The sequence below is a fragment of the Variovorax sp. GW823-FHT02B07 genome, from assembly GCF_058797695.1.
Map to the genome: position 1 here is coordinate 424,035 of NZ_JBXAJX010000003.1, position 23,151 is coordinate 447,185.

The window sequence follows — 23,151 nt, forward strand, 5'->3', positions numbered from 1 at the left end:
GCAGTGCCTGACGCTTCCCTGCCTTCATTGAGCGACCTGTCGGCGCAGGAGCTCTCTGCGGCCTACCGCGAAAAGCGCCTGTCGCCGGTCGAGGTGACGCGCGCCGTCATCGCGCGCATCGAGCACTGCGAGCCCCGGCTGCAGGCCACGTGGCTGTTTCGGCCCGAGGCCGCGCTGGAGCAGGCGCGCGCCTCGGAGCAGCGCTGGCAGCGCGGCGACGCGCGCGGCCCGCTCGACGGCGTGCCGACCACGATCAAGGAAAACATCGCCACGCGCGGCGACCCGCTGCCCGCGGGCACCGCCGCCGTCGACCTCATGCCCGCCGCCGCCGACGCGCCGCCGGCCGCGCGCCTGAAGGAAGCCGGCGCCGTCATCGTCAGCAAGACCACCATGCCCGACTACGGCATGCTGTCGTCGGGGCTGTCGAGCTTCCACACGCTGGCGCGCAACCCCTGGGACCTGAGCCGCACGCCGGGCGGTTCCAGTGCCGGCGCCGGTGCCGCCGCGGCCGCGGGTTACGGCCCGCTGCACCTGGGCACCGACATCGGCGGCTCGCTGCGGCTGCCCGCCAGCTGGTGCGGCATCTTCACGCTCAAGCCCAGCCTGGGGCGCATCCCGATCGACCCGCCCTACATGGGCCGCGCCGCCGGCCCCATGACGCGCACCGTCGGCGACGCCGCGCTCATGATGCAGGCGCTGGCCCGGCCCGACGCGCGCGACAGCATGAGCCTGCCCGCGCAGGACATCGACTGGGCCGCGTTCGACGTCGCGCCCGACCACCTGCGCGGCCTGCGCATCGGGCTGCTGCTGGACGCCGGCTGCGGCCTCGCGGTCGAACCCGAGATCCAGGCCGCGGTCGAGCAGGCGGCGCGCCTGTTCGAAAAGGCCGGCGCCACGGTCGAGCCCATGCAGCCCTTCATGTCGCAGGCCCTGCTCGACGGCATGGACCACCTGTGGCGCATGCGCTCGCTCGTGGACCTGAAGGCCCTGCGCCCCGACCAGCGCGCCAAGGTGCTGCCCTACATCCGCGAATGGGCCGAGAGCGCCGCCGAGTTCAGCGGCGAGCATGTGTTCCGCAGCTTCAGCCAGTTCCACGCCACGCGCGTCACCACGGTGAATGCCTGCGCCCGCTTCGACTACGTGATCTCGCCCGTGTCGCCCAACATGCCGGCGGCGGCCGAGGCGCCCTCGCCCACCAACGACCCGCTGCGGCCGCTGGAGCACATCGGCTTCACCGTGCCGTTCAACATGTCGGAGCAGCCGGCGGCGTCGGTGAACTGCGGGTACTCGGCCGGCGGTTTGCCGATCGGGCTGCAGATCGCAGGGCAGCGCTTCGACGACCTCGGCGTGCTGCGCGTGGCGCGTGCGTTCGAGCAGATCCGGGAAGTGCAGCGACCCTGGCCGCAGGTCTGAGCGCGGCCTTCATCAGGCCAGCTGCAACGACAGCATCTCCCGCGCCCGCGTCACGAACGCGGTCTCGCCCCGCCGCGCAGGCAGCCACTGGAACGCCACGCGCGGCAGCGCCGGCAGCCCATGCGGCGGTGCGAGCCGTGCAATGCCCTCCCCGATCGCCGATTCGTTGAGGCAGGCCACGCCCAGGCCCGCGGCCAGGGCCGACTGCAGGCCCGCCACCCCCGACGCGACATGCGCCAGCACGTAGGGCACGCGGCGGCGGCGCAGCAGGGACACGGTGAACTGGTGCAGCGAACAGGTGTCGGGCAGCGCCAGCAGCCGCACCGGCTCGCCGCGCACCACGCGCAGGCCGATCGCGCCGAGCCAGGCCAGCGATTCGCGCCGCAGCACGGCACCGCTGCCGGCCGCGGCTGCATTGGCCCCCGCGATGTTCATGGCCAGCCCCACGTCGAAATCGCCGTGCGAATAAGCGGTGCGCAGTGCGTCGCTCTTCAGGATGGTCACGTGGAGCCGCACCTGCGGATAGCGCTCGCCGAGCCGGCCCAGCAGGCGGGTGAGGTCGCCGGGGCGGAAGTAGTCGGTCACCGCCAGCCGCAGCTCGCCCTGCAGGGTTTCGCCGCGCAGGTCGCGAAAGGCCTCGTCGCTCAGCGCGAGGATGCGCCGCGCGTGCCCCAGCAGCCGCAGGCCCGCCTCGGTGGGCGCCACGCCGGCCTTGCTGCGGGTCAGCAGCGACTGGCCGGCGCGCTCCTCGAGCTTGCGGATCTGCTCGCTCACGGACGATTGCGACAGGTACACGCGCGGCGCCGCCGCCGTGAGGCTGCCGGCGTCGGCCACCGCCACCAGGGTGCGCAACTGTTCTAGGTCGAAGCCTTGCATGGTGCCCGCCTATCCATTCGCTGATCCGATGGATTCCATCATATCTTCCCGCTTTTCCGATGACTAGAGGAATCCCACAATCACCTCATCGACCACCCGTTCTTCAACGCAAAAGGAGTCCACCATGCCCCACATCGTCGTCCACCTCTCCGGCCAGCCTGACGCTGCCCTCACCCGCAAGACCGTCGACACGGTCGCCGAACTCACGCAGAGCGTGCTCGGCAAGGCATTGCCGGTCATCGCCGTCACGGTGCAGTACATCGCCGCCGACAGCTGGTTCATCGGCGGCAAGTCGCTGGCCGAGCTCGGCAAGTCGGCCTTCCACCTGGACATCAGCGTGACCGACGAGACCAACACCAAGGCCGAGAAGGCGCGCTACCTGCGCGAGGTGCACGCGGCCATGGCCCGGCTGCGGCCCGACCTGCACGAGGTCTCGTACGTCCACGTGATCGACGCGCGCGCCGCGGCCTACGGCTACGGCGGCCAGACGCAGGAGTACCGCCACCAGCAAGCGGGTGTCTAGGGCGTCTCACAGGGACTTGAAAGACGCCGGGGGCGTGGCACCATGCCGCCATGCCCTCCCACGGAACCCCGCACGCCGCCGACAGCCTCGGCAATCCGCTCACGCTCGACGACGCCGCCAGCCTCGCTTTGGTCGACGACTTCGTCATGGGCTTTCTCTCGACCGAGGCGCGCGCCGTGAACCTGCTGGCGCTGGCCGAACGCGATGCCAGCCCGATCGTGCAAGCCTATTGCGCGACGCTGCACCTGTTCGCCGAATCGCGCGAGGCCGCAGCGAATGCGCAGCCCTTCCTCGACAAGGCGCGCGCCGGTGCGGCGCGCGCCACGCCGCGCGAGCAGCGCTACATCGCCGCCGTCCAGGCCTGGGCCGACGGCGACATCGCACGCGCCATCGCGCTGCATGCCGAGCAGGCCCGCGAGCATCCGCGCGACCTGGTGTCGGTCAAGCTGGGCCAGTACCACTGCTTCAACACCGGCGACTGCCCCGGCATGCTGCGGCTCGCGCTCGCGGCGCTGCCGGCCGCGGCCGAGGTGCCCTACGTGCACGGCATGGCGGCCTTCGGCTACGAGCAGTGCCACCTGCTGCGCGAGGCCGAGGCCAGCGCGCGCCGCGCCATCGGCCTGTGCCGCAAGGAGCCCTGGGCCCACCATGCGCTGGCGCATGTGATGCTCACCGAAGGCCGGCTGGCCGAGGGGCTGGCGTTCATGCAAAGCGTGAGCGACACCTGGACCGGGCTCAACTCCTTCATGGTCACGCACAACTGGTGGCACGTGGCGCTGTTCCTCATCGACCTGGGCCGCGACGCCGAGGCGCTCGCGGTGTACGACGAGCACGCCTGGGGCGTGGTGAAGGACTATTCGCAGGACCAGATCGGCGCCGTGTCGCTCCTCGCGCGGCTCGAGCTGGCGGGCATCGACGTCGGCGCGCGCTGGGACGACGTGGCCGACCACCTGCGGCAGCGCCAGGCCGACCATGTGCTGCCCTTTCTCGACCTGCAGTACCTCTACGGCCTGGCGCGCGCCGGCCGGCCCGAGGCGCAGGTGCTGCTGCACAACATCGAGGCCTTCGCGCCCGTGGCGCCGACGTCCACGCGCGCCGCGTGGCAGCGCGTGTGCGTGCCGGCCGCACGCGGCCTCGTGGCCCATGCGCGCGGCGACGTGGCGGGTGCGGTCGAGGGCCTGGGCGTCGCGCTGCCGCGCATGATCGAGATCGGCGGCAGCCATGCGCAGCGCGACCTGTTCGAGCAGCTGTACCTCGACGCGCTGGTGCGCACCGGCACCGAGTCCGCGCTCGCGGGCGCGCAAGGCCTGCTGCAGCAGCAGCTCAACGGCCAGCCCGAATCGCTGCGGCTGCGGCGGCAGACCGACGCGGTCTACGCGCGACTGGGGCTCGGGCAGATCGCGGCGCGCTGAGCGGCGCGCGGCATCACCCATGCCTTCCGGTCATGGGGCGTGCCGCAAAAGGAATTAACGGCTGCGCGGGAGCGACTCCTAAACTGGCCGCTCCTCCCGCTCTCCTCCCGTTCGCCCATGCAGCGCTCCCTCGTCACGCTGGCCGTTCTCGCGGCCCTCGCCTCGCCCTTCCACGCCACCGCCGCTGAAGCCCCCGTCGCGCTCGACCTGCTGCTGCGCGGCGGCACCATCTACACGGGCGACAGCGACACGCCCGTGGTCGGCGACGTCGGCATCGCGGGCGACCGCATCGTGTTCGCGGGCCGCGCCATGCCAGCGCAGTTCAGCGCACGGCGCACCATCGACGCCACCGGCCTCGTGGTGGCGCCCGGCTTCATCGACGCCCACACGCACGCCGACGCCGACCTGCTCTCGAGCGACGCACGCAAGCGCCTGAACATTCCCTTCCTCACGCAGGGCGTGACCACGGCCGTGATCGGCAACGACGGCTTCGGCGGCTACGACATCGCAGCGCAAACGCAGAAGCTGCGCGCCGTGCCGGTCGGCACCAACGTCGCGATGTACGCGGGCTTCGGGCCGCTGCGCATCAGCCAGCTCGGCGAGGCCAACCGCGCCCCCACGCCCGCGCAGATGGACACGATGAAGCAGCACCTGAGCCGCGCGATGTGCGACGGCGCGCTCGGGCTGTCGACGGGCCTGTTCTACCCGCCGCAGAATTTCTCGAAGACCGAGGAGGTCATCGAACTCGCGAAGGTGGCGGCCGCGCACGGCGGCCTGTACGACAGCCACATCCGCGACGAGTCGATGTACAACGTCGGCCTCAAGGGCTCGATCGACGAGGTGATCCGCATCGGCCACGAGGCGAAGCTGCCGGTGCACGTGGCGCACATCAAGGCGCTGGGCGTGGCGGTGCAGGGCCAGAGCGGCGACATCATCCAGCGCATCGAGAAGGAGCGCGCCGCGGGCCTGGACATCACGGCCGACCACTACCCCTGGACCGCGTCGAGCACGCGCTTCTCGGCCGCGCTGCTGCCGCCCTGGGCCAACGAAGGCGGCCGCGCCGCGACGCTGCAACGCTTCGACGATGCGGCGCAGCAGGAGCGCCTGCGCAAGGACATGCGCGAGAACCTGCGCCTGCGCGGCGGGCCCGAGGCCATCCTGTTCTCGGCCGGCAGCACGACGTACGTGGGCAAGACGCTGGCCGACGTGGCCAAGGCCTCGAACGCCGACCCGGTCGACGCCGCCATCGCCGTGCTGCGCGACGGCGACCTGATGATCGCCTCGTTCAACATGAGCGACGACGACGTGCGCGCCTTCATGAAGCGGCCGTGGGTCATGACCTCGTCCGACTCGTCGCTGGGCCATCCGCGCGCCTACGGCACCTTCGCGCGCAAGTACGACCAGTACGTGGTGAAGGAGCGCGCAATCTCGCTGGCGCAGTTCATCCGCAGCAGCACCTCGTTCACAGCCGACACGCTGGGCCTCGTGCAGCGCGGCCACCTGCGCCCCGGCTACCACGCCGACGTGGTGGTGTTCGATCCGAAGCGCTTTGCGGCCAAGGCCACCTACACGCAGCCGACGCTGTTGTCCGAAGGCGTGGTCACGGTGCTGGTGAACGGCCGCCTCGCGGTGGACCGCGGCCAGCCCACGGGCGTGGGCGCCGGCGTGCCGCTGCTGCGCACGCCGAAGCCGGGCAGCTGCCCGGCCTGAGCCGAAGGCTCATCAGTCCTTCTTCAGGTGCCGCCGCTGGTCGTAGGTCGGCTGCGGCGGCAGGTCGGCGAGGTGGCGCGTGTCGGCCCACTCGACGATCTCGATGGCGTCCGGCGCGGCCGGGTCGGCGATGCGGATGCGGTTGAAGCCCGCGTTCGGGATCTCGCTCTGGCGCGGGCCGCTGAGGCTCAGGCCGCGCGCGGTGCGCCACACCATGTCGAGCACGCCGCCGTGCGTGACGACGATCAGGCGCTGGCCGCGATGCGCCGCGGCCACGGCGCCGAGCGCGCCGATCACGCGTGCATGGAACTCGCGCGCGCTCTCGCCCTGCGGCATGGCATGGTCTTCGCGGAACTCCAGCCACTCTTCCCAGGCGCGCGGATGCTGGCTCTGGATCTCGTCGGCCCGCATGCCCTCGACCACGCCGAAGTGCTGCTCGCGCAGCGCCACCGAGGTGACGACCGGCAGCGCCAGCTGCTGCGCCGCGGGCGCCGCGGTCTGCTGGGCGCGCATGAGGTCGCTGCTGATGAGGTGCTGTGCCGTCTCGCCCGCGAGCCGCAGGCCGAGGCGGCGCGCCTGCTCATGGCCGATGTCGTTGAGCGGGACGTCCGCATGGCCCTGGAAGCGCAGCTCGCGGTTCCAGGCGGTTTCGCCGTGGCGGATCAGGATGAGGTCGGTGGGGGCGGAGTCGGGGGTGGTGGTGGACATCGCATGCATTGTCCCCCGAGTGCATGACATGCCGGCTTCGTGCCAACCCGCTGTTGCACGGTCGCCACCGCGTGAGGGCCGTGCGCCGGGCGCGTCCGATCGCGCAAAATCGGCCCATGCCCCATCTTGTCCTGCTGCCCGGCCTTGCCTGCGACGAACGCCTCTGGGAGGCCCAGTTGCCCGCACTTCCCGCCGCCTTCGGCGCCCGCGTGAGCGACGTCCAGACGCGCCACGACACCATCGAAGGCATGGCCAGCGCCGTGCTGCGCGAGCACGACGGCCCGCTGGTGCTGTGCGGTGCCTCGATGGGCGGCATGGTCGCGATGGAGGCGGCGCGCCAGGCGCCCGAGCGCATCGCCGGGTTGATGCTGCTGGGCACCAGCGCGCGGCCCGAGACGCCCGACATGTTCGCGCTGCGCGAAGGCGCCATCGAATGGTTCGAGCGCGGCGAGGTGCGCGAGATCATCGAGCCCAACGTCGCCTTCGCCTTCCATCCCGTGCAGGCCGCCAACCCGGCGCTGGTGCAGCGCTACCTGGACATCGTGCTCGGCGCCGGCGCGGCCCAGCTCATCCGCCAGAACCACGCCGTGATGCGCCGCCCCGACGCGCGCACGCACCTGGCCCTGCTGCGTGCGCCCGTGCTGCTGATGTGCGGCGACGACGACCGCCTCGCGCCGCCCGAATGCACCCGCGAGATGGCGGCGCTGCTGCCGCGCGCCGAGGTGGTGTGGGTGCCGCAGTGCGGCCACATGCTGACGATGGAGAAGCCTGCCTTCGTCAACACGGCGCTCAACGACTGGCTGGGCAAGCACTTTCCCCGCGCTTGAGAGCCCCGGTCAGTGCAGCTGGCCGCCGGTTTCCGCGACGTCCTGCTTCACGGCGAGTGCTGTCTTCACGGTGATGCGCAAGGCATCGACCAGCGTCTCGAGCGCCATGCTCGGCGCACCCGGAAAGCGCGCCGCCTGCGCCGGCAGGTAGGGAATATGGATGAAGCCGCCGCGCACGCCCTTCGCCGCCGCGTGCGTCGCGATGCGGTGCATCAGCCCGTAGAAGAGGTGGTTGCACACGAAGGTGCCCGCGCTGTTCGACACCGAGGCCGGCACGCCGCCCGCGCGCAGTTCGCGCACGATGGCCTTCACGGGCAGGCTCGAGAAGTAGGCGGCAGGCGCGCCGGGCACCACGGGCACATCGATCGGCTGGCGGCCGAGGTTGTCGGGCACGCGCGCGTCGTCGACGTTGATCGCGATGCGCTCCGGCGTGAACTCGGCGCGGCCGCCGGCCTGGCCGATGCAGATCACCAGCGTCGGCTGGAGCTCGTCCATCGCGCGGTCGAGTGCGGCGAGCGCCTCGCCGAAAACGCAGGGCACGAGGCGCGCATGCACCGTGGCGCGGCCGCACTTCCAGCCGTCGAGCGTGCGCACCGCTTCCCACGACGGGTTGAGCAGCTCCTGCTCGAAGGGCTCGAAGCCCGTCAGCAGGACCGTGGGAGAAGCGCGTTTCGCCGGCATCCTGTTCAAGCCATCGCGCGAACGTCGATGCCTTCCTGCTGCAGCCGCTCGCGGATGCGCCGCGCGAAGGCCAGCGCATGCGCGCCGTCGCCGTGCAGGCACACGCTCTGGGCGTTGACGGGCACGGTGCTGCCGTCGATGGCGACCACGCGGTGGTCGCGCACCAGCGACAGGGTTTGCGCCAACGACTGTTCTTCGCTCTCGATGAGCGCGCCGGGCTGGCTGCGCGGCACGAGGCTGCCGTCGGGCATATAGCCGCGGTCGGCGAACACCTCTTCCACAGGCTGCAGGCCGGCGCGGCGGGCCGCATCGATCATGTTGCTGCCGGCCAGGCCGAAGAACTTGAGCGAGGGGTCGAAGCGGCGCACCGCCTCGCACAGCGCCTCGGCCAGCTCGGGCTCCTTCACCGCCTGGTTGTAGAGCTGGCCGTGGGGCTTCACGTGCGCGAGCCGGCCGCCCTCGGCTTTGACGATCGCGGCCAGCGCGCCGACCTGGTAGAGCACGTTCGCGACGATCTCCTCGGGCGGCAGGTGCATGGTGCTGCGGCCGAAGTTCTCGCGGTCGGGAAAGCTCGGGTGCGCGCCGATCGCCACGCCGTGGGCCATGGCCCAGCGCACGCACTGCTGCATCGTCCTGGCGTCGCCCGCGTGCCAGCCGCAGGCGATGTTGGCGGAACTCACGAGGCCGAGCAGCGCTTCGTCGCTGCCGGCGCCTTCGCCGAGGTCGGCGTTCAGGTCGATCTGCATGGGGTGTTCTCCGTCTCGGGGGCAGGTGCGGGAGCCACCTGCTTCAGGCCACAGTCTAGGCCGCGCCGGGCCAGCCCGCAGCGGCGAGCCCCTGCGCCACCTGCGCCAGGTAGCGCTGCTGCGCAGCCCAGGCCGCGAGCGCGTGCGACAAGTCGGTGCGCACCAGCCGCAGCCGGCCACCCAGCGGCGCCTGCGCGAGCTTCCAGAGGTCGGCGCGGATCACCACGCCGATGCGCGGGTAGCCGCCGGTGGTCTGCGCGTCGCCCATGAGGATGATCGGCTGACCCGAAGGCGGCACCTGGATCGTGCCGGGAATCACGCCCGAGGACAGCATGTCGCCGCCCGCCTTGCGCTGCAGCTCGGCGCCGGCGAGCCGGCTGCCCATGCGGTTGCTCTGCGGCGTGATGCGCCAGCGCTCGCTCCACAGCAGCGCCTGCGCGTCGGGCGTGAACAGGTCGAACTCGGGGCCGGGCAGCACGCGCAGCGCGAGCGTGCCGTCGGGCTCGGCCGTGCCCCAGTCGGGCGCGCGCAGGCCGAAGGGACGGCGCGCGTTCTGGTCTGCACCGAGGCGCGAAGCGCCCAGCGCGAGCCGGTCGCCCTTGCGCAGCGCGCGGCCCTCGTGGCCGCCGAAGCCGGCCTTGAGGTCGGTGCTGCGCGAGCCGAGCACGGGTGCCACGTCGATGCCGCCGGCCACCGCGAGCCAGCTGCGCAGGCCGGCCTTCGGCGTGCCGGGCGCATTGGCGCCGGCAAGGCGCAAGGTCTGGCCGGCACGCACCGGCACGCTCCAGCAGGGCCACAGCGGCACGCCGTCGAGCGTGGCGCCGAAGTCGTCGCCGGTGAGCGCGATGCGGGTGTCGACTTCGAACTGCAGCTCGCAGCCGCCCATGGTGAATTCGATGCCCGCCGCCGCGTCGGCGTTGCCGGCCAGCCGGTTCGCCAGCGTGAGCGCGAGCATGTCGAGCGCGCCGCCCGGGCAGATGCCGAGCTGGCGCAGGCCAGGCCGCCCGAGGTCCTGCACCGAGGCATGCACGCCGGGTTTGCGCACGAGGATCATGTCTGCAGGCTTTCGACGACGAAGCGCACGCGGTCGCCCGGACGCAGCAAGGTGGGCGACTCGGCCGAGGGATCGAACAGCTCGAGCGACGTGCGCCCGATGAGCTGCCAGCCGCCCGGCGACACCAGCGGATAGATGCCGGTCTGCTCGCCGCCGATGCCCACCGAGCGCGCGGGCACGGCGGTGCGCGGTTCGGCGCGGCGCGGTGTCGCGAGTTCGGGCGCCAGCCCGCCCATGAAGGCGAAGCCCGGCAGGAAGCCGAGCAGGTAGACCACGTAGTCGCCGCCGCTGTGGCGTCGCACCACCTCGGCCGCCGACAGCCCGGTGTGGGCCGCCACGTCGGCCAGGTCGGGACCGTGCTCGCCGCCGTAGGCCACGGGAATCTCGATGCGCCGCCCCTCGGCGGCATGGGCCGCGAGCCCCGGCCAGGCCTCGAGCACACGCGCCGCGAGTTCCTCGAACGCCACGGCGGTCGGGTCGAAGGTCAGCGTGAGGTTGTTCATGCCCGGCAGCGCTTCGCCGACGCCGGGCCAGGCCAGCACCTCGGCGGCCAGCGCCCAGATGCGCTGCTGCTGCGCCAGCGTGGCGGGCGCGGGCAGGTCGCACACCAGCGCCGCATCGCCCAGCGGATGCAGGCGGGGCAAGGGGGTGGCGCTCACCTCAGCGCGAAGCCTGGGAGCGGGCTCATTCCCTACCGAGGCTGCGGACCTTGGCGGTCAGCTGCTGCTCGACGTTCGGCGAGACGAACTTGTTGACCTCGCCGCCGAGCATGGCGATCTCGCGCACGAAGGTGCTGGAGATGAACTGGTACTTGTCGCTCGGGGTCAGGAACACGGTCTCGACGTCGGGCATCAGCGAGCGGTTCATGCCGGCGAGCTGGAACTCGTAGTCGAAGTCGGTCACGGCGCGCAGGCCGCGCACCATGGCCTTGCCGCCGCGCGCGACGACGAAGTCGCGCAGCAGGCCCGAGAAGCTCTCGACCGTGACCTGGTCGCTGTAGGGCTTCACGGCCTCGCGGGCCATGTCCATGCGCTCGGAGAGCGTGAACAGCGCCTTCTTGTGGTGGCCCGCCGCGACGGCGACGATCACCTTGGAGAAGAGTTGGGTTGCACGCCGCACCACGTCCTCGTGACCGAGGGTGATGGGGTCGAAAGTGCCGGGATAAACCGCGATCACGTTGCTGGCCATGGTTGCTTCTTCCTCATGCTGCCGGTGCGGCTTGTCCGGCGGATTATGCAGGCACGGACACAGCGCGGCGCAGCAGATGGGCATGCACGGCGCCGGCCTTCAGGTAGCGGAATTCGGCCAGGCCCAGCGCGGCGAGCTCCTCGGCGGCCCAGCGGCGCGGCGCCTCCAGGTAGATCGCGCCGTCGGCATGCAGCGCGCGCGCGGCGGCGCGCAGGGCCGGCTCGTACAGCGCGAGGTTGTCGAAGGGCGGATCGAGAAACACCGCCTGCAGGCTGCTCGCCACCGCGCGTTCGAGCGCGGTGACGCCGTTGCCGCGCTCCACGCGCACGGCCTCGGCCGAGAGCTTGGCCTTGGCGGCCTGCAGCTGGGCGACCAGCGCGGCGTCCTGCTCGCACAGCAGCACGTGGGCCGCACCGCGCGAGGCGGCTTCGAGGCCGAGCGCGCCGGTGCCCGCGAAGGCATCGATGCAGTGCCAGCCCGGCAAGGCACCACCGCCCACGCCGGCCAGGCTCGCAAGCCAGTTGAACAGCGTTTCGCGCACGCGGTCGGGCGTGGGGCGCAGGCCGGGCTTGTCGGCCACGGCCAGGCGGGTGCGCTTCCACTCGCCGCCGATGATGCGGACCTCGCTGGGCCGCGACGGGCGCTTGGCGGCAGGGGCGCGCGCGACGGGCGCGGCGGCGTTCTTCTTCGGGGGCTTCTGGGGCATGCGGCGAGCTTAACGCCGCAGCTGGCCCCCCTTCACTCAGTAGCCCATGAACGCGCGACGGGCCAGCAGCGCGGCCAGCACGAGCATCGTGCCGCCGATGAGCGCATCGAGCATCTGCCAGGCGCGCGGGCGTGCGAACACCGGCGCCAGCAGCCGCGCGCCGAAGCCCAGCGCGGTGAACCACAGCACGCTGGCCAGCGTCGACCCGACCACGAACCAGGCCTTGAGCAGGCCCGGGTACTGCGCCCCGGCCGTGCCCACGAGCAGCACGGTGTCCAGGTAGACGTGCGGGTTCAGCAGCGTGAAGCCGGCGGCCTGCGCGACCGCCGCGGCGCGCGAGCGCGAGGCGCCCTGCGACACCGTCTGCAGCGCGCCCGGCTGCCGCGAGCGCCACAGTGCGCGCAGGCCGTAGCCGCAGAGAAAGGCCGCACCGAAGCCCGCGAGCAGTGTCGCCAGCATCGGCCGCCCCTTCAGCGCCTGCGCCATGCCGGCCACGCCGGCGGCGACCAGCACCGCGTCGCAGACGGCGCAGAACAGCACCACCGCGCTCACGTGCTCGCGGCGCAGGCCCTGGCGCAGCACGTAGGCGTTCTGGGCGCCGATGGCGACGATGAGCACCAGGCTCATGAAGAGCCCGTTGAGGAAAGCGGTGGAGGCGTGAACGGCGGTCATGGTCCGAGCTTGCCCTCCGCAGGTGATTCAATCAAACTAAACTTTCTAACGCCGATTCAGTTTTACTTCATTCACCACCATGCTCGACTACGCCGCCCTGCACGCCCTCTCCGCCGTGGTGCGCGAAGGCAGTTTCGAGCGCGCCGCCCGCGCGCTGCATGTCACGCCCTCGGCGGTGTCGCAGCGCGTGAAGCTGCTCGAGGAGCGCACCGGCGGCGCGCTGCTGGTGCGCGGCCAGCCCTGCGTGGCGACCGAGGCCGGCCTGCAGCTGTGCCGGCACGTCGAGCGCGTGGGCATGCTGGAGCACGAGCTGCGCGAGGCCCTGCCCGCGCTGGGCATGGGCAGCGGCGAGGCGCACGAGCGGGTCACGGTGCGGGTGGCGGTCAACGCCGACAGCCTCGCGACCTGGTTCATGGCGGGTGCCGCGGCCTTCGCCGCGCAGGCGCCCGACGCGCTGCTCGACCTCACGGCCGACGACCAGGACCACACGGCCGAGCGGCTGCGCAGCGGCGCCGTGCTGGCGGCCGTGACCGCGCTGGCCCAGCCGGTCACCGGCTGCAACAGCGAGGCGCTGGGCACGGTGCACTACGTGGCCGCCGCGAGCCCCGGTTTCGTGGAACGCCATTTCGCCAAGGGCGTGGGCGCGCGCACGCTGGCCGCGGCGCCGAACCTGGTGTTCGACCGCAAGGACCGGCTGCAGGCGCGCTGGGTGCGCCGCATCTGCCACCGCAACGTGGAGACGCCGCGCCACTGGGTGCCCTCGCCCGCCGCCTTCGTCGAGGCGGCCTGCCGCGGCATCGGCTGGGGCATGCACCCGACCAGCATGGTGGCCGATGCGCTGCGCGACGGCACGCTGGTGGAACTGGTGCCCGGCGCGACGCTGCCGGTGCCGCTGTACTGGCAGCACGCCCGCGCGGCGCCGCGCCTGCTGGCGCAGCTCGGTGCCGCGGTGCGCGAGGCCGCGCGCAGCGGGCCGCACGCGCTGGCCTGAGCTTTTCTTTTCTTCTTACTGCGCCGCGGCGGCCTGCTTGCCGCCCACCACCACCGTCACCATGCGCTGCGGCTGCAGCTTGCGGGCGAACGCGGCCTGGATGTCGGCGGCCGTGACCGCGTTCATGCGCGCGGTCCAGGTGTCGAGGTAGTCCAGCGGCAGGCCGTACCAGGCGATATTGGCAACGTTGCCGATCAGCTTGCGGTTGCTGTCCAGGAGCAGCGGAAAGCCGCCGATCAGGTTGTCCTTGGCGGCCTTCAGTTCCTTCTCGGTCGGGCCTTCGGCCACGAACTTCGCGAGCACGTCGCGCGAGACCTTCGTCGCCGCCTCGGCCTGGTCGGGCCGGGTCTGGAAGCCGATGCGGAAGGCGCCCGCGTCGAGCCCCGGCGCAAAGCCGCTGTACACGCTGTAGGCCAGGCCGCGCTTCTCGCGCACCTCTTCGGTCAGCCGCGAGACAAAGCCGCCGCCGCCGAGCACGTAGTTGCCGAGCGTGAGCGCAAAGTGGTCCGGGTCCTGGCGCGGGTAGCCGGGCTGGCCGATGAAGACGTGGGCCTGCGCCGAGTCGAACGCAATGCGCTCGTCCTTCGGCGCCGTGAGCGCCACCACCGGCGCGACGGCCGGCAGCGGTGCGCAGGCGGCGGGGCTGGGCAGGCGCGACAGCAGCGTGGTCGCGAGCGCCTCGGCCTCGGCGCGCGTGACCGCGCCCACGATGCTGAGCTTGGCGCGGCACGGCAGGATCAGCTGCTCGTAGCGCTGGCGCATGGCGGCGGTGTCGATGCGCGCCAGCGTGGCTTCGGTCACTTCCTGGCCGTAGGGGTGCGTGCCGTACACGGCCTGCGCGAAGGCGCGGCCGACGACGGTGGCGGGCTTGGTGTTGGCTTCCTTGATGGCGGCGTTGATGCGCTCGCGCTCGCGCGGCCAGATGTCGTCGGGGAACGCGGGCTCGCCGATCTCGCGCGCGGCCAGGGCCACGGCCTTGCTCAGCAGCGCCGGGTCGGACAGCGTGCGCAGCGTGTAGCTGGTGCGGTCGGTGCCGGCGCTCACGTCGAAGCTGGCGCCCAGGTCGGCCCAGGCCTCGCCCAGCGCATTCTGGTCGAGCGCGGGCTCGCCGTTGCGCCCGGCGCGCACGCCCTTCTCGACCATCGCGGCGCTGGTGCTGGCCAGCCCGGCCTGCGCGGCCGGGTCGCGCCGGCTGCCGGCGTCGAAGTCGATCTGCACGTCGACGATCGGCAATGCGTTGGTCGACACCAGGTACACCTTGGCGCCGTTGGCCAGCGTCCAGTGCTGGATGGGCAGCGCGGCCTGCGCGCTGCCCATGCCGAACAGCGCGGTGATGCCCGCCAGGAGGGCGGTGCTTGCAATCTTGTGGAGTTTCTTCATGAGGGAATCCGGTGCCTTTCAGCGCATCTCGCCCACGGGGGCTGCGAAGCCGCGGCCGCGCTTGGGTTCGGGCGGCAGGGGCCGCAGCGTGGCGACCGTGAGCTGGTCATCGCCGAAGTACTTGGCGGCCACGGCCTGCACCTGCGCCGCCGTCACGGCCTGCAGCCGGGCGACGATGCGCTCGCTGGCGTCCAGCGGCAGGCCCTGGATCCAGTTGCTGCCGAGTTCGCGCGCCTGCGCCATCACCGAGTCGCGCTTGTAGGTCTCGCTCGCCACCCACTGCGTCTTGACGCGGGCCAGCTCGGCCTCGCCGACACCGTCTTTCGCGACGCGCGCCACCTGGGCGCGCAGCGCAGCCTCGACCGTCTCGGCGGTCTTGCCGGCGGCCGGCACGCCGTCGAGCATGAACAGCTGCGGACCGCGGCCGATGAAGCCCGCGTACGCGCCGGCCGAATCGGCCACGCGGCCGGGGCCCTGCGTGAGGGCGCGGTCGAGCCGCGCGCCGGCGTAGCCGTCGAGCACGGCCGAGAGCACCACCAGCGCCCAGGCGTCGCTGTTGGCGTCATCGATGTTCGTGAGCTGCGGCACGCGGAAGGCGAGCGACACGTACGCCTGCTCGGCCGGGGCCTTGAATTCGAGGCGGCGGATGCCGCGCTGCACTGGCTCGGTGCGCGGCTTGCGCTCCGGCACGGCGCGCGCGGGGATGCTGCCGTAGTACTTCTCGGCCAGCGCGCGCACGCGCGCCACGTCGACGTCGCCGGCCACCACGAGCACGGCGTTGGCCGGCACGTACCAGCGCTGGAAGAAGGCGCGCGCGTCGGCGGGCGTCATCGATTCGAGGTCGCTCATCCAGCCCACCACCGGGCGGCGGTACGGCGACGCGGTGAAGACGGCCGCGCTCTGTTGCTCGCCGAGCAGGGCGCGCGGCTGGTCGTCGGTGCGCAGGCGGCGCTCTTCCTTGACTACCTCGATCTCGCGCTTGAACTCGTCGTCGGGCCACTGGTTGTTGGCGAAGCGGTCCGATTCGAGCTTCATCACCTGCTCGAGGCTGCCGACCGGGATCTGCTGGTAGTAGCCCGTGGCGTCGCGCATGGTGAAGGCGTTTTCCTGGCCGCCCAGCGCCGCCACGCGGCGCGAGAACTCGCCGGCCGGCACGCTCTTCGTGCCCTTGAACAGCATGTGCTCCAGCACGTGCGCCACGCCCGAGGTGCCGTCGACCTCGTCCATGGAGCCGACCCGCACCCAGACCATCTGCACCGCGGTCGGCGAGCGCCGGTCGGTCTGCACGATCACGGTCATGCCGTTGGCGAGGGTGAATTGCTGGGGGCCCGGGGCCGCCGCGGCGGCGGCCGATGCGGCGGGGGCGGGGGTGGACTGGGCCTGCGCGGGCACGGTCCACAGCGCCGAAAGCGCCAGGGCCAGCACCGCACCAGACGCAGCGCGGCGTGGCGAGAGGTGTTTCATAGAATGGGTCGGATTGTAAAAAGCTCCCGATGTTCAGTTTCTTCAAGAAAAAACCACCTGCCGATGCCCCGGTGACACCGGCCCCGCCGCCGACCGCCGAACCCGCGCCCACCCCGGCCGCGGAACCCGCACCGGCACGCTCGGTGTTCTCGCCGTCGAGCTGGTTCGGGTCGAAGCCGGCGGCGGAAGCGCCTGTTCCCTCACCTGCACCCGCCCCTGCGCCGGCCCCCGAGCCGGCACCGGCCGCGCCCGTGGTGGCACCGGCGCCCGCACCAGTTCCGGTCGTAGCGCCAGCGCCGATCCCTGCGCCAGCGCCCGCCCCCGTTCCTGCACCCGCTCCTGTCATTGCGCCACCGCCGCCCCCTCCGGCGCCCGTGCCCGCACCGCCTCCCGCGCCTGTCGCCGTCGTCGCCGAACCGGCCCCCATCGCCACCGAGCGCAAGAGCTGGTTCGACAAGCTCAAGACCGGCCTGCGCAAGACCGGCACCGGCATCCAGGCGGTGTTCGTCAACGCGCAGATCGACGACGCGCTGTATGAAGAACTCGAATCGGCGCTGCTCATGGCCGACACCGGCGTCAAGGCCACCGAGTTCCTGCTCGACGACCTGAAGGTGCGCGTCAAGCGCCAGATGGCCACCGACGCCTCGCAGGTCAAGCGCCTGCTGGCCGATGCCGTCACCGACCTGCTCAAGCCGCTGGAGAAGCCACTGGTCATCGGCGAGTACACGCCCACCGTGATCATGGTGGCCGGCGTCAACGGCGCGGGCAAGACCACCTCCATCGGCAAGCTCACCAAGCACCTGGCCACCGAGGGCGCCTCGGTGCTGCTGGCCGCGGCCGACACCTTCCGCGCGGCAGCGCGCGAGCAGTTGCTGGTCTGGGCCGACCGCAACACCGTCGAAATCGTGAGCAACGAAGGCGGCGACCCCTCGGCCGTGAGCTTCGACGCGGTGAACGCCGGCAAGGCGCGCGGCAAGGACGTGGTGCTGGTCGACACGGCCGGGCGCCTGCCGACGCAGCTGCACCTGATGGACGAGCTCAAGAAGATCAAGCGCGTCGTCACCAAGGCCGACGCCACCGCGCCGCACGAGGTGCTGCTGGTGATCGACGGCAACACCGGCCAGAACGCACTCGCGCAGGTCAGGGCCTTCGACGAGACGCTGGGCCTCACGGGCCTCATCGTCACCAAGCTCGACGGCACCGCCAAGGGCGGCGTGCTGTGCGCCATCGCGCGCGAGCGGCCGATTCCGGTGTACTTCATCGGCGTGGGCGAAAAGCTCGAGGACCTCGAGACCTTCAACGCCCGCGAATTCGCGCAGGCACTCCTGGGCTGACCGGCGCTTTCGCCGCTTTTCGCTTCGGTCAAAAAAAACGGTCCCCGACTCGCGCCGGGGACCGTCAGCTCCCTGTCTTTCTTTTTTCTCCCTTTGTATTTCCCCCTGCGTGTGTGCCTCTTCGGAAATCAGAAACCGAACGGTGACGTCGGGCCGCACAACGGGCTGACGTTGCAATCGGTCGGTGTGAAGTAGTAGGCCTTCTGCTCGCTGGTGCCCAGCGCCAGGTGACCGAGCAGCGCCGCCTTCTTGGCCCCTTCGGCGTTCGCCTGCTGGATGAGGGCCGTGGTGTTGGTGCTCGGTGCGAGCGAATAGAAGTTGAAGGTCGCCGACTGCGACAGGTCCTTGGCGTAGAGCACACCGTTGCCCCCCGCAAAGAGGAGTTCGCCCCGGAAACGGAAGCCACGGCTTCCGCGCTCGTTGAATTGCGCAAGGTACCCAGCGTGATCACCGCTGATGTCACCCATCTCGTAGGCGAAGGTGGCGTTGCCAACCGAGCTCTTCTCATAGACGGCGACCGTGCCCGCCGGATCTCCGGTTATGAATGCGGTCGTCCGGTTGAAAAAGCCGCTCGCGCCTTGGGTGTTCGCCTGCGTCAGGTAGTCCGCCTTGCTCTTAGGCGCCAGCTCGACACGGTAGCTGTAGGTGGCAGTGTCGGCGCTGCTCTTGCGGTAGAAGTAGAAGGTCTCGCCACCGACGCTCCACTCGCCCGCCCATTGGAAGCCCCGCGCACCGGCTTCATTCAGCTGGTTCAGCAGGTCCGCGTTGGACGTGGCCTGCGGCTTCTTCTCGTAGCTGTAGGTCGCATCGACGGTCTTCACGAACCCATCAACCTGATCGACAGTGGTCGGGCTGGCCATGAAAGAGAAACCGCTCAGGAAACGGAACCCGCGCGCGCCCTGTGCAGCGAGGCTGTCGAAGAAGGCCGACGTGGCGGTCGCAGCCGGCAGGCCCTCGTACAGGAAAGTGGTCGCGCCCGGATTCGGCGCGGGTGCGGGGGCCGGCGCTGGTGTGGGTGCAGGCGCCGGGGCTGGTGCCGGTGCGGGCGGCGGGGCCGGCGGCGGCAACACGAAGCCACCACCACCGCCGCCGCTGCCTCCACCTCCGCACGCCGTCAGGGCCAACAACACGGCCGTCGCGGCGGCCACTGCAGCAGGTTTGAAATTCATGGGCACTCCCTGGTCGATTCTTGTTCGGTGGCGATGCGGACCGCTGTCCGTCGACGCCGTGGAAACCCGAAATTACGACGAGAGGCCGAGGCCCGGCAGTGCCAAAAGTCATTGCATGTGTGCCCATCCGAATCGATCGGCACGCAATGAACTACAACGTATTCACTTTCGACCGCAAGCTGTGTGCGGGACGCTACGACGCCGCTGCGAGCCCTGCCATGGCCTGCAGCAGCGCATCGGGCGCCACGGGCTTGAACAGCACGGGCACGCCCGACTCGCGCACGCGCTGCAGGCGGTCGGGCGAGGTCTCGCCGGTGATGAGCAGCAGCGGCAGCTCGGTGCCCAGGTGCCGACTCAGGCGCAGGCCCACGTCGAGGCCGTCGACGCCGTCGGCCAGGCGGTAGTCGCACATCAGCAGGCCGAAGGGCCGGCCCTCGGCGCGGGCCTGGTGCAGTGCCTCGGCCGCGGCGGCTTCGTCGGCGACGGCGTGTGCGTCGATCGCGTGGGAGCGCAGCAGGCCGGTCATGGCTTCGCGAATTTCAAGTTCGTCGTCCATCAACAGCACGCGACCGGGCAGCGTGGCCGCGCGCCGACGTGCAGCCAGTTCGACACTGCCGGCCGGAAACGGTCCCACGAGCGCACTGACCTGCGGCGGCACGGTCGGCAGCACGACGCGGAAGTGCGTGCCCCGGCCCGGGCGCGAATGCATCTGCACCGGATGGCCCAGCAGGCGCGACAGGCGGCGCACGATCGACAGGCCGATGCCCAGCCCGCGCGCGCGGTCGCGGCCCGGGTTATCGATCTGATAGAACTCTTCGAAGATGCGGTGCGACTGCTCGGGCGCGATGCCGATGCCGGTGTCGCGCACCTCGATCCACACCGTGTCGCCGCGGTCGCGCGCCGTGACAGTCACGCCGCCCTGCACGGTGTACTTGAGGGCGTTGTCCATCAGGTTGGACAGCATGCGGTGCAGCAGCTGCGGATCGCTGCGCACCCACAGGCCGCTGGCGCGCACGCGCAGCTGCAGCTCTTTCTGCTCCGCCTGCGCCGAGAAGGTGTGGTTGAGCGGCAGGAACAGCGCATCGAGCTCCACCGGCTGCGGCGACGGCGTGATGACGCCGGCGTCGAGCCGGGACACGTCGAGCATGGTGTCGAGCGACGCGCCCAGCGCGTTCACGGCGCGCATCAGGCGCTCGGCGTTGCGGCTCTCGGGACGGCCGCGCAGTTCGTTCTCGAGCGCGGCGCCGAACAGCGCGATGGCGTGCAGCGGCTGGCGCAGGTCGTGGCTGGCGGCGCCGAGGAAGCGGGTCTTTTCTTCGCTGGCGCGCTCGGTGGCGGCGATCTGCTCGCCCAGGCGCGCGGCCAGCGCCTCGTTCTCGAAACGCAGCATGAGCGAGTCGGTCAGCAGCCGGTGCTGGCGCACGCCGGCGTGCAGCGTGAGCATGAGGTAAGCCGAGCCGGCCGCGGCCAGGAACAGGTGCAGGCCGTCGCCCTGCCAGGCCAGCGCGATGATCATGCCCAGCGACATGGGCAGCGTGTAGCCGAACAGCGCGGGCTTGAGCGGCCACAGCGACTGCGCGGCGCGCGCGCAGCTGCCGACGATCACGGCCATCAGCAGCGAGGTCATGGGCAGGTTCTCGTGGGGCACGATGAACCAGGGCACCACCGCCGTGATCATGCTCACCAGCGTGACCATGCGCGAGATCTTGCGCGCCCAGTACGGGCTCTCGGAGGCCGGCTTGTCGGGCGTCCAGCGCGGCGTGAAGAACACGTAGATGTCGACCGCCACCAGCGCCGCCATCCAGAACAGCAGGCGCGCATCGCTGAGCTGCGAGTAGATGATGCAGCCGAACACGATCACGAAGCCCAGGTGGGTCAGCGTGGAGATGCCGTAGGTGTCGTAGACCGAGCCGACGTGCTCGCGCAGCACGCGCTGGCCCAGCAGCTGGCCGGCGGCGGCATCGCCGCGGCCCGCCAGCGTGGCGCCGCTCAACGCAGCATGCTGATCAGCTGGGCGCGCGAGCGCATGCCGAACAGCAGCAGGATGGTCGAGACATGGTTCTTCACCGTGCCCTCGCTCAGGTTGGCCAGTTGCGCGATCTCCTTGTTCGCCTTGCCTTCGAGCACCCACTGCAGCACCTGCATCTGGCGCGGCGTGAGCTCCTGCCAGGCGCTGGCGTGCGCGAACTCCGCGTACCCCGACAGCGACTTGGGCAACGACGCGGGCGGCAGCGGCTGCTGCGGCGTGCCGTCGGCCTCGAACAGGCCGCAGGCGCGGATGAAGCCCACCATCTCCTTCAGGTCGGCGGACTTGGGCAGGAAGGCACTGGCACCGAGCGCGAGCGCGCCCTGCGCCAGCGTGCTGTTGGCAGTGCCCGAGAGCACGACGACGCGCGCCGCCGGAAAGCGCAGCCGGAACTCGGCCAGGCCGCTGAGCCCGTGCGTGTCGGGCAGCGCGAGGTCGAGCAGCACGAGGCCGATGGCCGCGTCGTTCGCCGCGTAGAGCGCGAGCGCGTCGGCGATGTTGCCTGCCTCGAACACCGAGATGCGCGCGCCCGAGGTGGCGGCCTGGGCCTGCACCAGCGCGCTCACGCCCAGGCGCAGCAGGTCGTGGTCGTCCACCACCAGGATCGCGCCGGACACGCCGGCAGGCACACCGATGTCGGTGGTGGGCGGCAGGGGTGCGGAGGGGGAGTCGAAAGAGGCCACGGATTTGATCTTAGCGGCGCAAGCCCCGCGCGACAGTGCCCTAAGTCATGGCGCCCTGACCCGGGCTGGCGCCACTTGCCACGGCGCGGCGCCGTGGGCACCATGGACGTCTTGCCGCAACGCACGGCGCCCCGGAGACCTGCCATGACCCACACTGCTGCCGCCCCGCTCGCCACCAGCGAGCGCAAGGTCGACCGCCTGCTCGCCCACTACGAGGAGAGCCACCGCCATCCGACCAACGAGCTGATCCACTTCGTGGCCATTCCCGCGATCATGCTGAGCATCGTCGGGCTGCTGTTCGCGATCCATCCGTGGGTGGCCTACGCCTTCGTGGCGGCCAGCCTCGTGTACTACGCCCTGCTGCGCTCGCCGGCCTTTCTCGTCACGATGCTGGCGCTCACGGTGCTGGCGCTGGTGGCGGTGCATGCGATGGGCACTGCGGTGGCGCCGGTGTCGGCGGCGATCTTCGTGGTGGCGTGGATCTTCCAGTTCGTCGGCCACAAGATGGAAGGCAAGAAGCCGTCGTTCTTCGAGGACATCCAGTACCTCTGGGTCGGTCCGCTGTTCGTGCTGTCGAAGTTGTTCGTCAAGCTCGGCATCCGCTGGTAGCCCCGCAGGCCCGGCCACGCCGGTGCGCAGCGTCCGCGCGCGGGGTTCCTTCAAGGCGACACGAGCGGCTCGGCCTCATAGGCCCGGTGCAGCAGTTCCACGAAAGCCGGCGCTGGCGGCAACACCACGTCGCCGATGCGGTGCACCGCCACGCCCGGCGTCCACGAGTTCATGACCACGGCGCCGGCCAGCGCGGGCAGGTCGGCCATCCGCAGCACCTGGCTGCGCTGCGGGACACCGAGGCGTTCGAGCTGCCGGCGCACGATGCCCATGGTGGTGCCCACGAGGATCTCGGCCTCGGGCCACACCACCGCCTCGCCGTCCCAGAAGGCCAGGTTCCAGATCGATGCTTCGCCGAGCCGGCCGTGCCGGTCGAGAAAGGCCGCGTCGTCGAAGCCCTGCGCGACGGCCTGGCGCAGCAGCTGGGTCTTGGCGCCTTCACCGACATGCTTCACGGCCGGCAGGAAGCGCTCGTGTTCGATCGCGGCCAGGGTCAGCGGGCCGGCGGGGCCGTTGGAAGGCGGGCCGGTGCGGACCAGCACCTCGGGCACCGCGTCAGCCGCGGTGAACTCGCCGGCCGGGGAGTAGACGGTGGCCGTCAGCGACAGGTCCGCCGGGCCGGCCGCGAGCGCCGCCCGCAGGTGGGCGCGCACCGTGTCGTCGGGCAACGCCTGGCCGAACAGGGTCTGCGAGGCGAAGCGCAGCCGCGCCAGATGAAGGTCGAGGCCCCGCACCCGGCCGCCACGCACCTGCATGGCCGTGAAATGGGCGTGGCCGGCGAAGGCGAGCGACGCCAGGTCCGCGGCGAGCACCGGCAGGCCGCTGCGTTGCACGACAAAGGAAGAAGAAGAAGAAGGGACGCTGGCGGACATGGTTTCGTGGCTCCTGGATGGGATGGATCATCAAGTTCCTGAACTATCCCGCGTTGACTTCCCCAAGAGAAACGAATAGTTTTTGGAAAATCATCAAGAACCATTTG

Annotated in this window: 23 protein-coding genes; 8 read left to right on the forward strand and 15 right to left on the reverse strand. The window is 71.3% G+C overall.

Annotated features, from left to right (window positions below; all coding sequences use genetic code 11):
• Positions 1-3: 3 nt before the first annotated feature.
• Entirely contained in the window at positions 4-1,413 is a 1,410-nt protein-coding gene (locus AC1RGU_RS19755; RefSeq protein ID WP_492697507.1) for an amidase, read from the forward strand.
• Between the two features lie 12 nt (positions 1,414-1,425).
• On the opposite strand, the gene AC1RGU_RS19760 is transcribed toward AC1RGU_RS19755, so the two are convergent.
• Positions 1,426-2,289 (reverse strand): LysR family transcriptional regulator, encoded by an 864-nt coding sequence (locus AC1RGU_RS19760; RefSeq protein WP_492697509.1) that lies wholly within the window; start codon positions 2,287-2,289, stop codon positions 1,426-1,428.
• A gap of 124 nt (positions 2,290-2,413) precedes the next feature.
• Here AC1RGU_RS19760 and AC1RGU_RS19765 point away from each other — a divergent pair, with 124 nt between their 5' ends.
• The 3 genes from AC1RGU_RS19765 to AC1RGU_RS19775 all read left to right on the forward strand — a co-directional run bounded on the left by AC1RGU_RS19765 (position 2,414) and on the right by AC1RGU_RS19775 (position 5,934).
• Positions 2,414-2,812, forward strand: a complete 399-nt coding sequence (locus tag AC1RGU_RS19765) for a tautomerase family protein (RefSeq protein ID WP_095949164.1) — start codon at positions 2,414-2,416, stop codon at positions 2,810-2,812.
• A 50-nt stretch (positions 2,813-2,862) separates the two neighbouring features.
• The gene (locus tag AC1RGU_RS19770; RefSeq protein ID WP_492697511.1) at positions 2,863-4,224 is read left to right on the forward strand and encodes a tetratricopeptide repeat protein; all 1,362 of its coding nucleotides are present in this window, start codon (positions 2,863-2,865) and stop codon (positions 4,222-4,224) included.
• A gap of 117 nt (positions 4,225-4,341) precedes the next feature.
• Entirely contained in the window at positions 4,342-5,934 is a 1,593-nt protein-coding gene (locus tag AC1RGU_RS19775; protein WP_492697513.1) for an N-acyl-D-amino-acid deacylase family protein, read from the forward strand.
• A gap of 12 nt (positions 5,935-5,946) precedes the next feature.
• Here the strand turns inward: AC1RGU_RS19775 and AC1RGU_RS19780 are convergent, their stop codons facing one another.
• The gene (locus AC1RGU_RS19780) at positions 5,947-6,642 is read right to left on the reverse strand and encodes a histidine phosphatase family protein (RefSeq protein ID WP_070061984.1); all 696 of its coding nucleotides are present in this window, start codon (positions 6,640-6,642) and stop codon (positions 5,947-5,949) included.
• Positions 6,643-6,758: 116 nt separating this feature from the next.
• Here AC1RGU_RS19780 and AC1RGU_RS19785 point away from each other — a divergent pair, with 116 nt between their 5' ends.
• Positions 6,759-7,469, forward strand: a complete 711-nt coding sequence (locus tag AC1RGU_RS19785; protein ID WP_175497067.1) for an alpha/beta fold hydrolase — start codon at positions 6,759-6,761, stop codon at positions 7,467-7,469.
• A 9-nt stretch (positions 7,470-7,478) separates the two neighbouring features.
• Here the strand turns inward: AC1RGU_RS19785 and pcp are convergent, their stop codons facing one another.
• Genes pcp through AC1RGU_RS19820 form a run of 7 tightly spaced genes read right to left on the reverse strand, consistent with a single transcriptional unit; the run spans position 7,479 to position 12,516 of the window.
• Positions 7,479-8,150, reverse strand: a complete 672-nt coding sequence (gene pcp, locus AC1RGU_RS19790) for a pyroglutamyl-peptidase I (protein WP_070061983.1) — start codon at positions 8,148-8,150, stop codon at positions 7,479-7,481.
• 5 nt (positions 8,151-8,155) lie between these two features.
• Positions 8,156-8,896, reverse strand: coding sequence for a 5-oxoprolinase subunit PxpA (pxpA, locus tag AC1RGU_RS19795; RefSeq protein WP_070061982.1), 741 nt, complete (start codon positions 8,894-8,896; stop codon positions 8,156-8,158).
• A gap of 55 nt (positions 8,897-8,951) precedes the next feature.
• Positions 8,952-9,950 carry a 5-oxoprolinase subunit C family protein gene (locus AC1RGU_RS19800; RefSeq protein WP_070061981.1) on the reverse strand — a complete coding sequence of 333 codons (999 nt, stop codon included), beginning with the start codon at positions 9,948-9,950 and terminating at the stop codon, positions 8,952-8,954.
• Positions 9,947-10,594: a 5-oxoprolinase subunit PxpB gene (pxpB, locus tag AC1RGU_RS19805; protein WP_492697740.1), complete on the reverse strand. Its 648-nt coding sequence runs from the start codon at positions 10,592-10,594 to the stop codon at positions 9,947-9,949. Before pxpB ends, AC1RGU_RS19800 begins: the two co-directional genes overlap by 4 nt.
• Positions 10,595-10,634: 40 nt before the next feature.
• Entirely contained in the window at positions 10,635-11,138 is a 504-nt protein-coding gene (coaD, locus tag AC1RGU_RS19810) for a pantetheine-phosphate adenylyltransferase (RefSeq protein ID WP_062481439.1), read from the reverse strand.
• Between the two features lie 43 nt (positions 11,139-11,181).
• Positions 11,182-11,844 (reverse strand): RsmD family RNA methyltransferase, encoded by a 663-nt coding sequence (locus AC1RGU_RS19815; protein WP_492697516.1) that lies wholly within the window; start codon positions 11,842-11,844, stop codon positions 11,182-11,184.
• 36 nt (positions 11,845-11,880) lie between these two features.
• Positions 11,881-12,516: a LysE/ArgO family amino acid transporter gene (locus AC1RGU_RS19820; protein WP_492697518.1), complete on the reverse strand. Its 636-nt coding sequence runs from the start codon at positions 12,514-12,516 to the stop codon at positions 11,881-11,883.
• A 79-nt stretch (positions 12,517-12,595) separates the two neighbouring features.
• Here AC1RGU_RS19820 and AC1RGU_RS19825 point away from each other — a divergent pair, with 79 nt between their 5' ends.
• Positions 12,596-13,507: a LysR family transcriptional regulator ArgP gene (locus tag AC1RGU_RS19825; RefSeq protein WP_492697520.1), complete on the forward strand. Its 912-nt coding sequence runs from the start codon at positions 12,596-12,598 to the stop codon at positions 13,505-13,507.
• Between the two features lie 15 nt (positions 13,508-13,522).
• Here AC1RGU_RS19825 and AC1RGU_RS19830 read toward each other — a convergent pair whose 3' ends face one another.
• Complete coding sequence (locus tag AC1RGU_RS19830) at positions 13,523-14,887, reverse strand: M16 family metallopeptidase (protein ID WP_492697522.1); 1,365 nt, start codon at positions 14,885-14,887, stop codon at positions 13,523-13,525.
• An 18-nt stretch (positions 14,888-14,905) separates the two neighbouring features.
• On the reverse strand, positions 14,906-16,351 hold the full coding sequence (locus AC1RGU_RS19835) for a M16 family metallopeptidase (RefSeq protein WP_492697524.1): 1,446 nt from the start codon (positions 16,349-16,351) through the stop codon (positions 14,906-14,908).
• 29 nt (positions 16,352-16,380) lie between these two features.
• Here AC1RGU_RS19835 and ftsY point away from each other — a divergent pair, with 29 nt between their 5' ends.
• Positions 16,381-17,685, forward strand: a complete 1,305-nt coding sequence (gene ftsY, locus AC1RGU_RS19840) for a signal recognition particle-docking protein FtsY (RefSeq protein WP_492697526.1) — start codon at positions 16,381-16,383, stop codon at positions 17,683-17,685.
• Positions 17,686-17,813: 128 nt separating this feature from the next.
• On the opposite strand, the gene AC1RGU_RS19845 is transcribed toward ftsY, so the two are convergent.
• From AC1RGU_RS19845 to AC1RGU_RS19855, 3 genes are all read right to left on the reverse strand, one after another.
• Positions 17,814-18,854: a hypothetical protein gene (locus AC1RGU_RS19845; RefSeq protein WP_492697528.1), complete on the reverse strand. Its 1,041-nt coding sequence runs from the start codon at positions 18,852-18,854 to the stop codon at positions 17,814-17,816.
• A gap of 193 nt (positions 18,855-19,047) precedes the next feature.
• Complete coding sequence (locus AC1RGU_RS19850) at positions 19,048-20,847, reverse strand: ATP-binding response regulator (protein WP_240531195.1); 1,800 nt, start codon at positions 20,845-20,847, stop codon at positions 19,048-19,050.
• Positions 20,844-21,563 (reverse strand): response regulator transcription factor, encoded by a 720-nt coding sequence (locus tag AC1RGU_RS19855; RefSeq protein WP_492697531.1) that lies wholly within the window; start codon positions 21,561-21,563, stop codon positions 20,844-20,846. The genes AC1RGU_RS19850 and AC1RGU_RS19855 overlap by 4 nt, the downstream gene beginning before the upstream one ends.
• 144 nt (positions 21,564-21,707) lie before the next feature.
• Here AC1RGU_RS19855 and AC1RGU_RS19860 point away from each other — a divergent pair, with 144 nt between their 5' ends.
• Positions 21,708-22,172 carry an Mpo1 family 2-hydroxy fatty acid dioxygenase gene (locus AC1RGU_RS19860; RefSeq protein WP_095746687.1) on the forward strand — a complete coding sequence of 155 codons (465 nt, stop codon included), beginning with the start codon at positions 21,708-21,710 and terminating at the stop codon, positions 22,170-22,172.
• Positions 22,173-22,222: 50 nt separating this feature from the next.
• Here AC1RGU_RS19860 and AC1RGU_RS19865 read toward each other — a convergent pair whose 3' ends face one another.
• A complete protein-coding gene (locus AC1RGU_RS19865) occupies positions 22,223-23,044 on the reverse strand; it encodes an aminotransferase class IV family protein (RefSeq protein WP_492697533.1) in 822 nt (273 codons plus the stop codon).
• Positions 23,045-23,151: the final 107 nt, after the last annotated feature.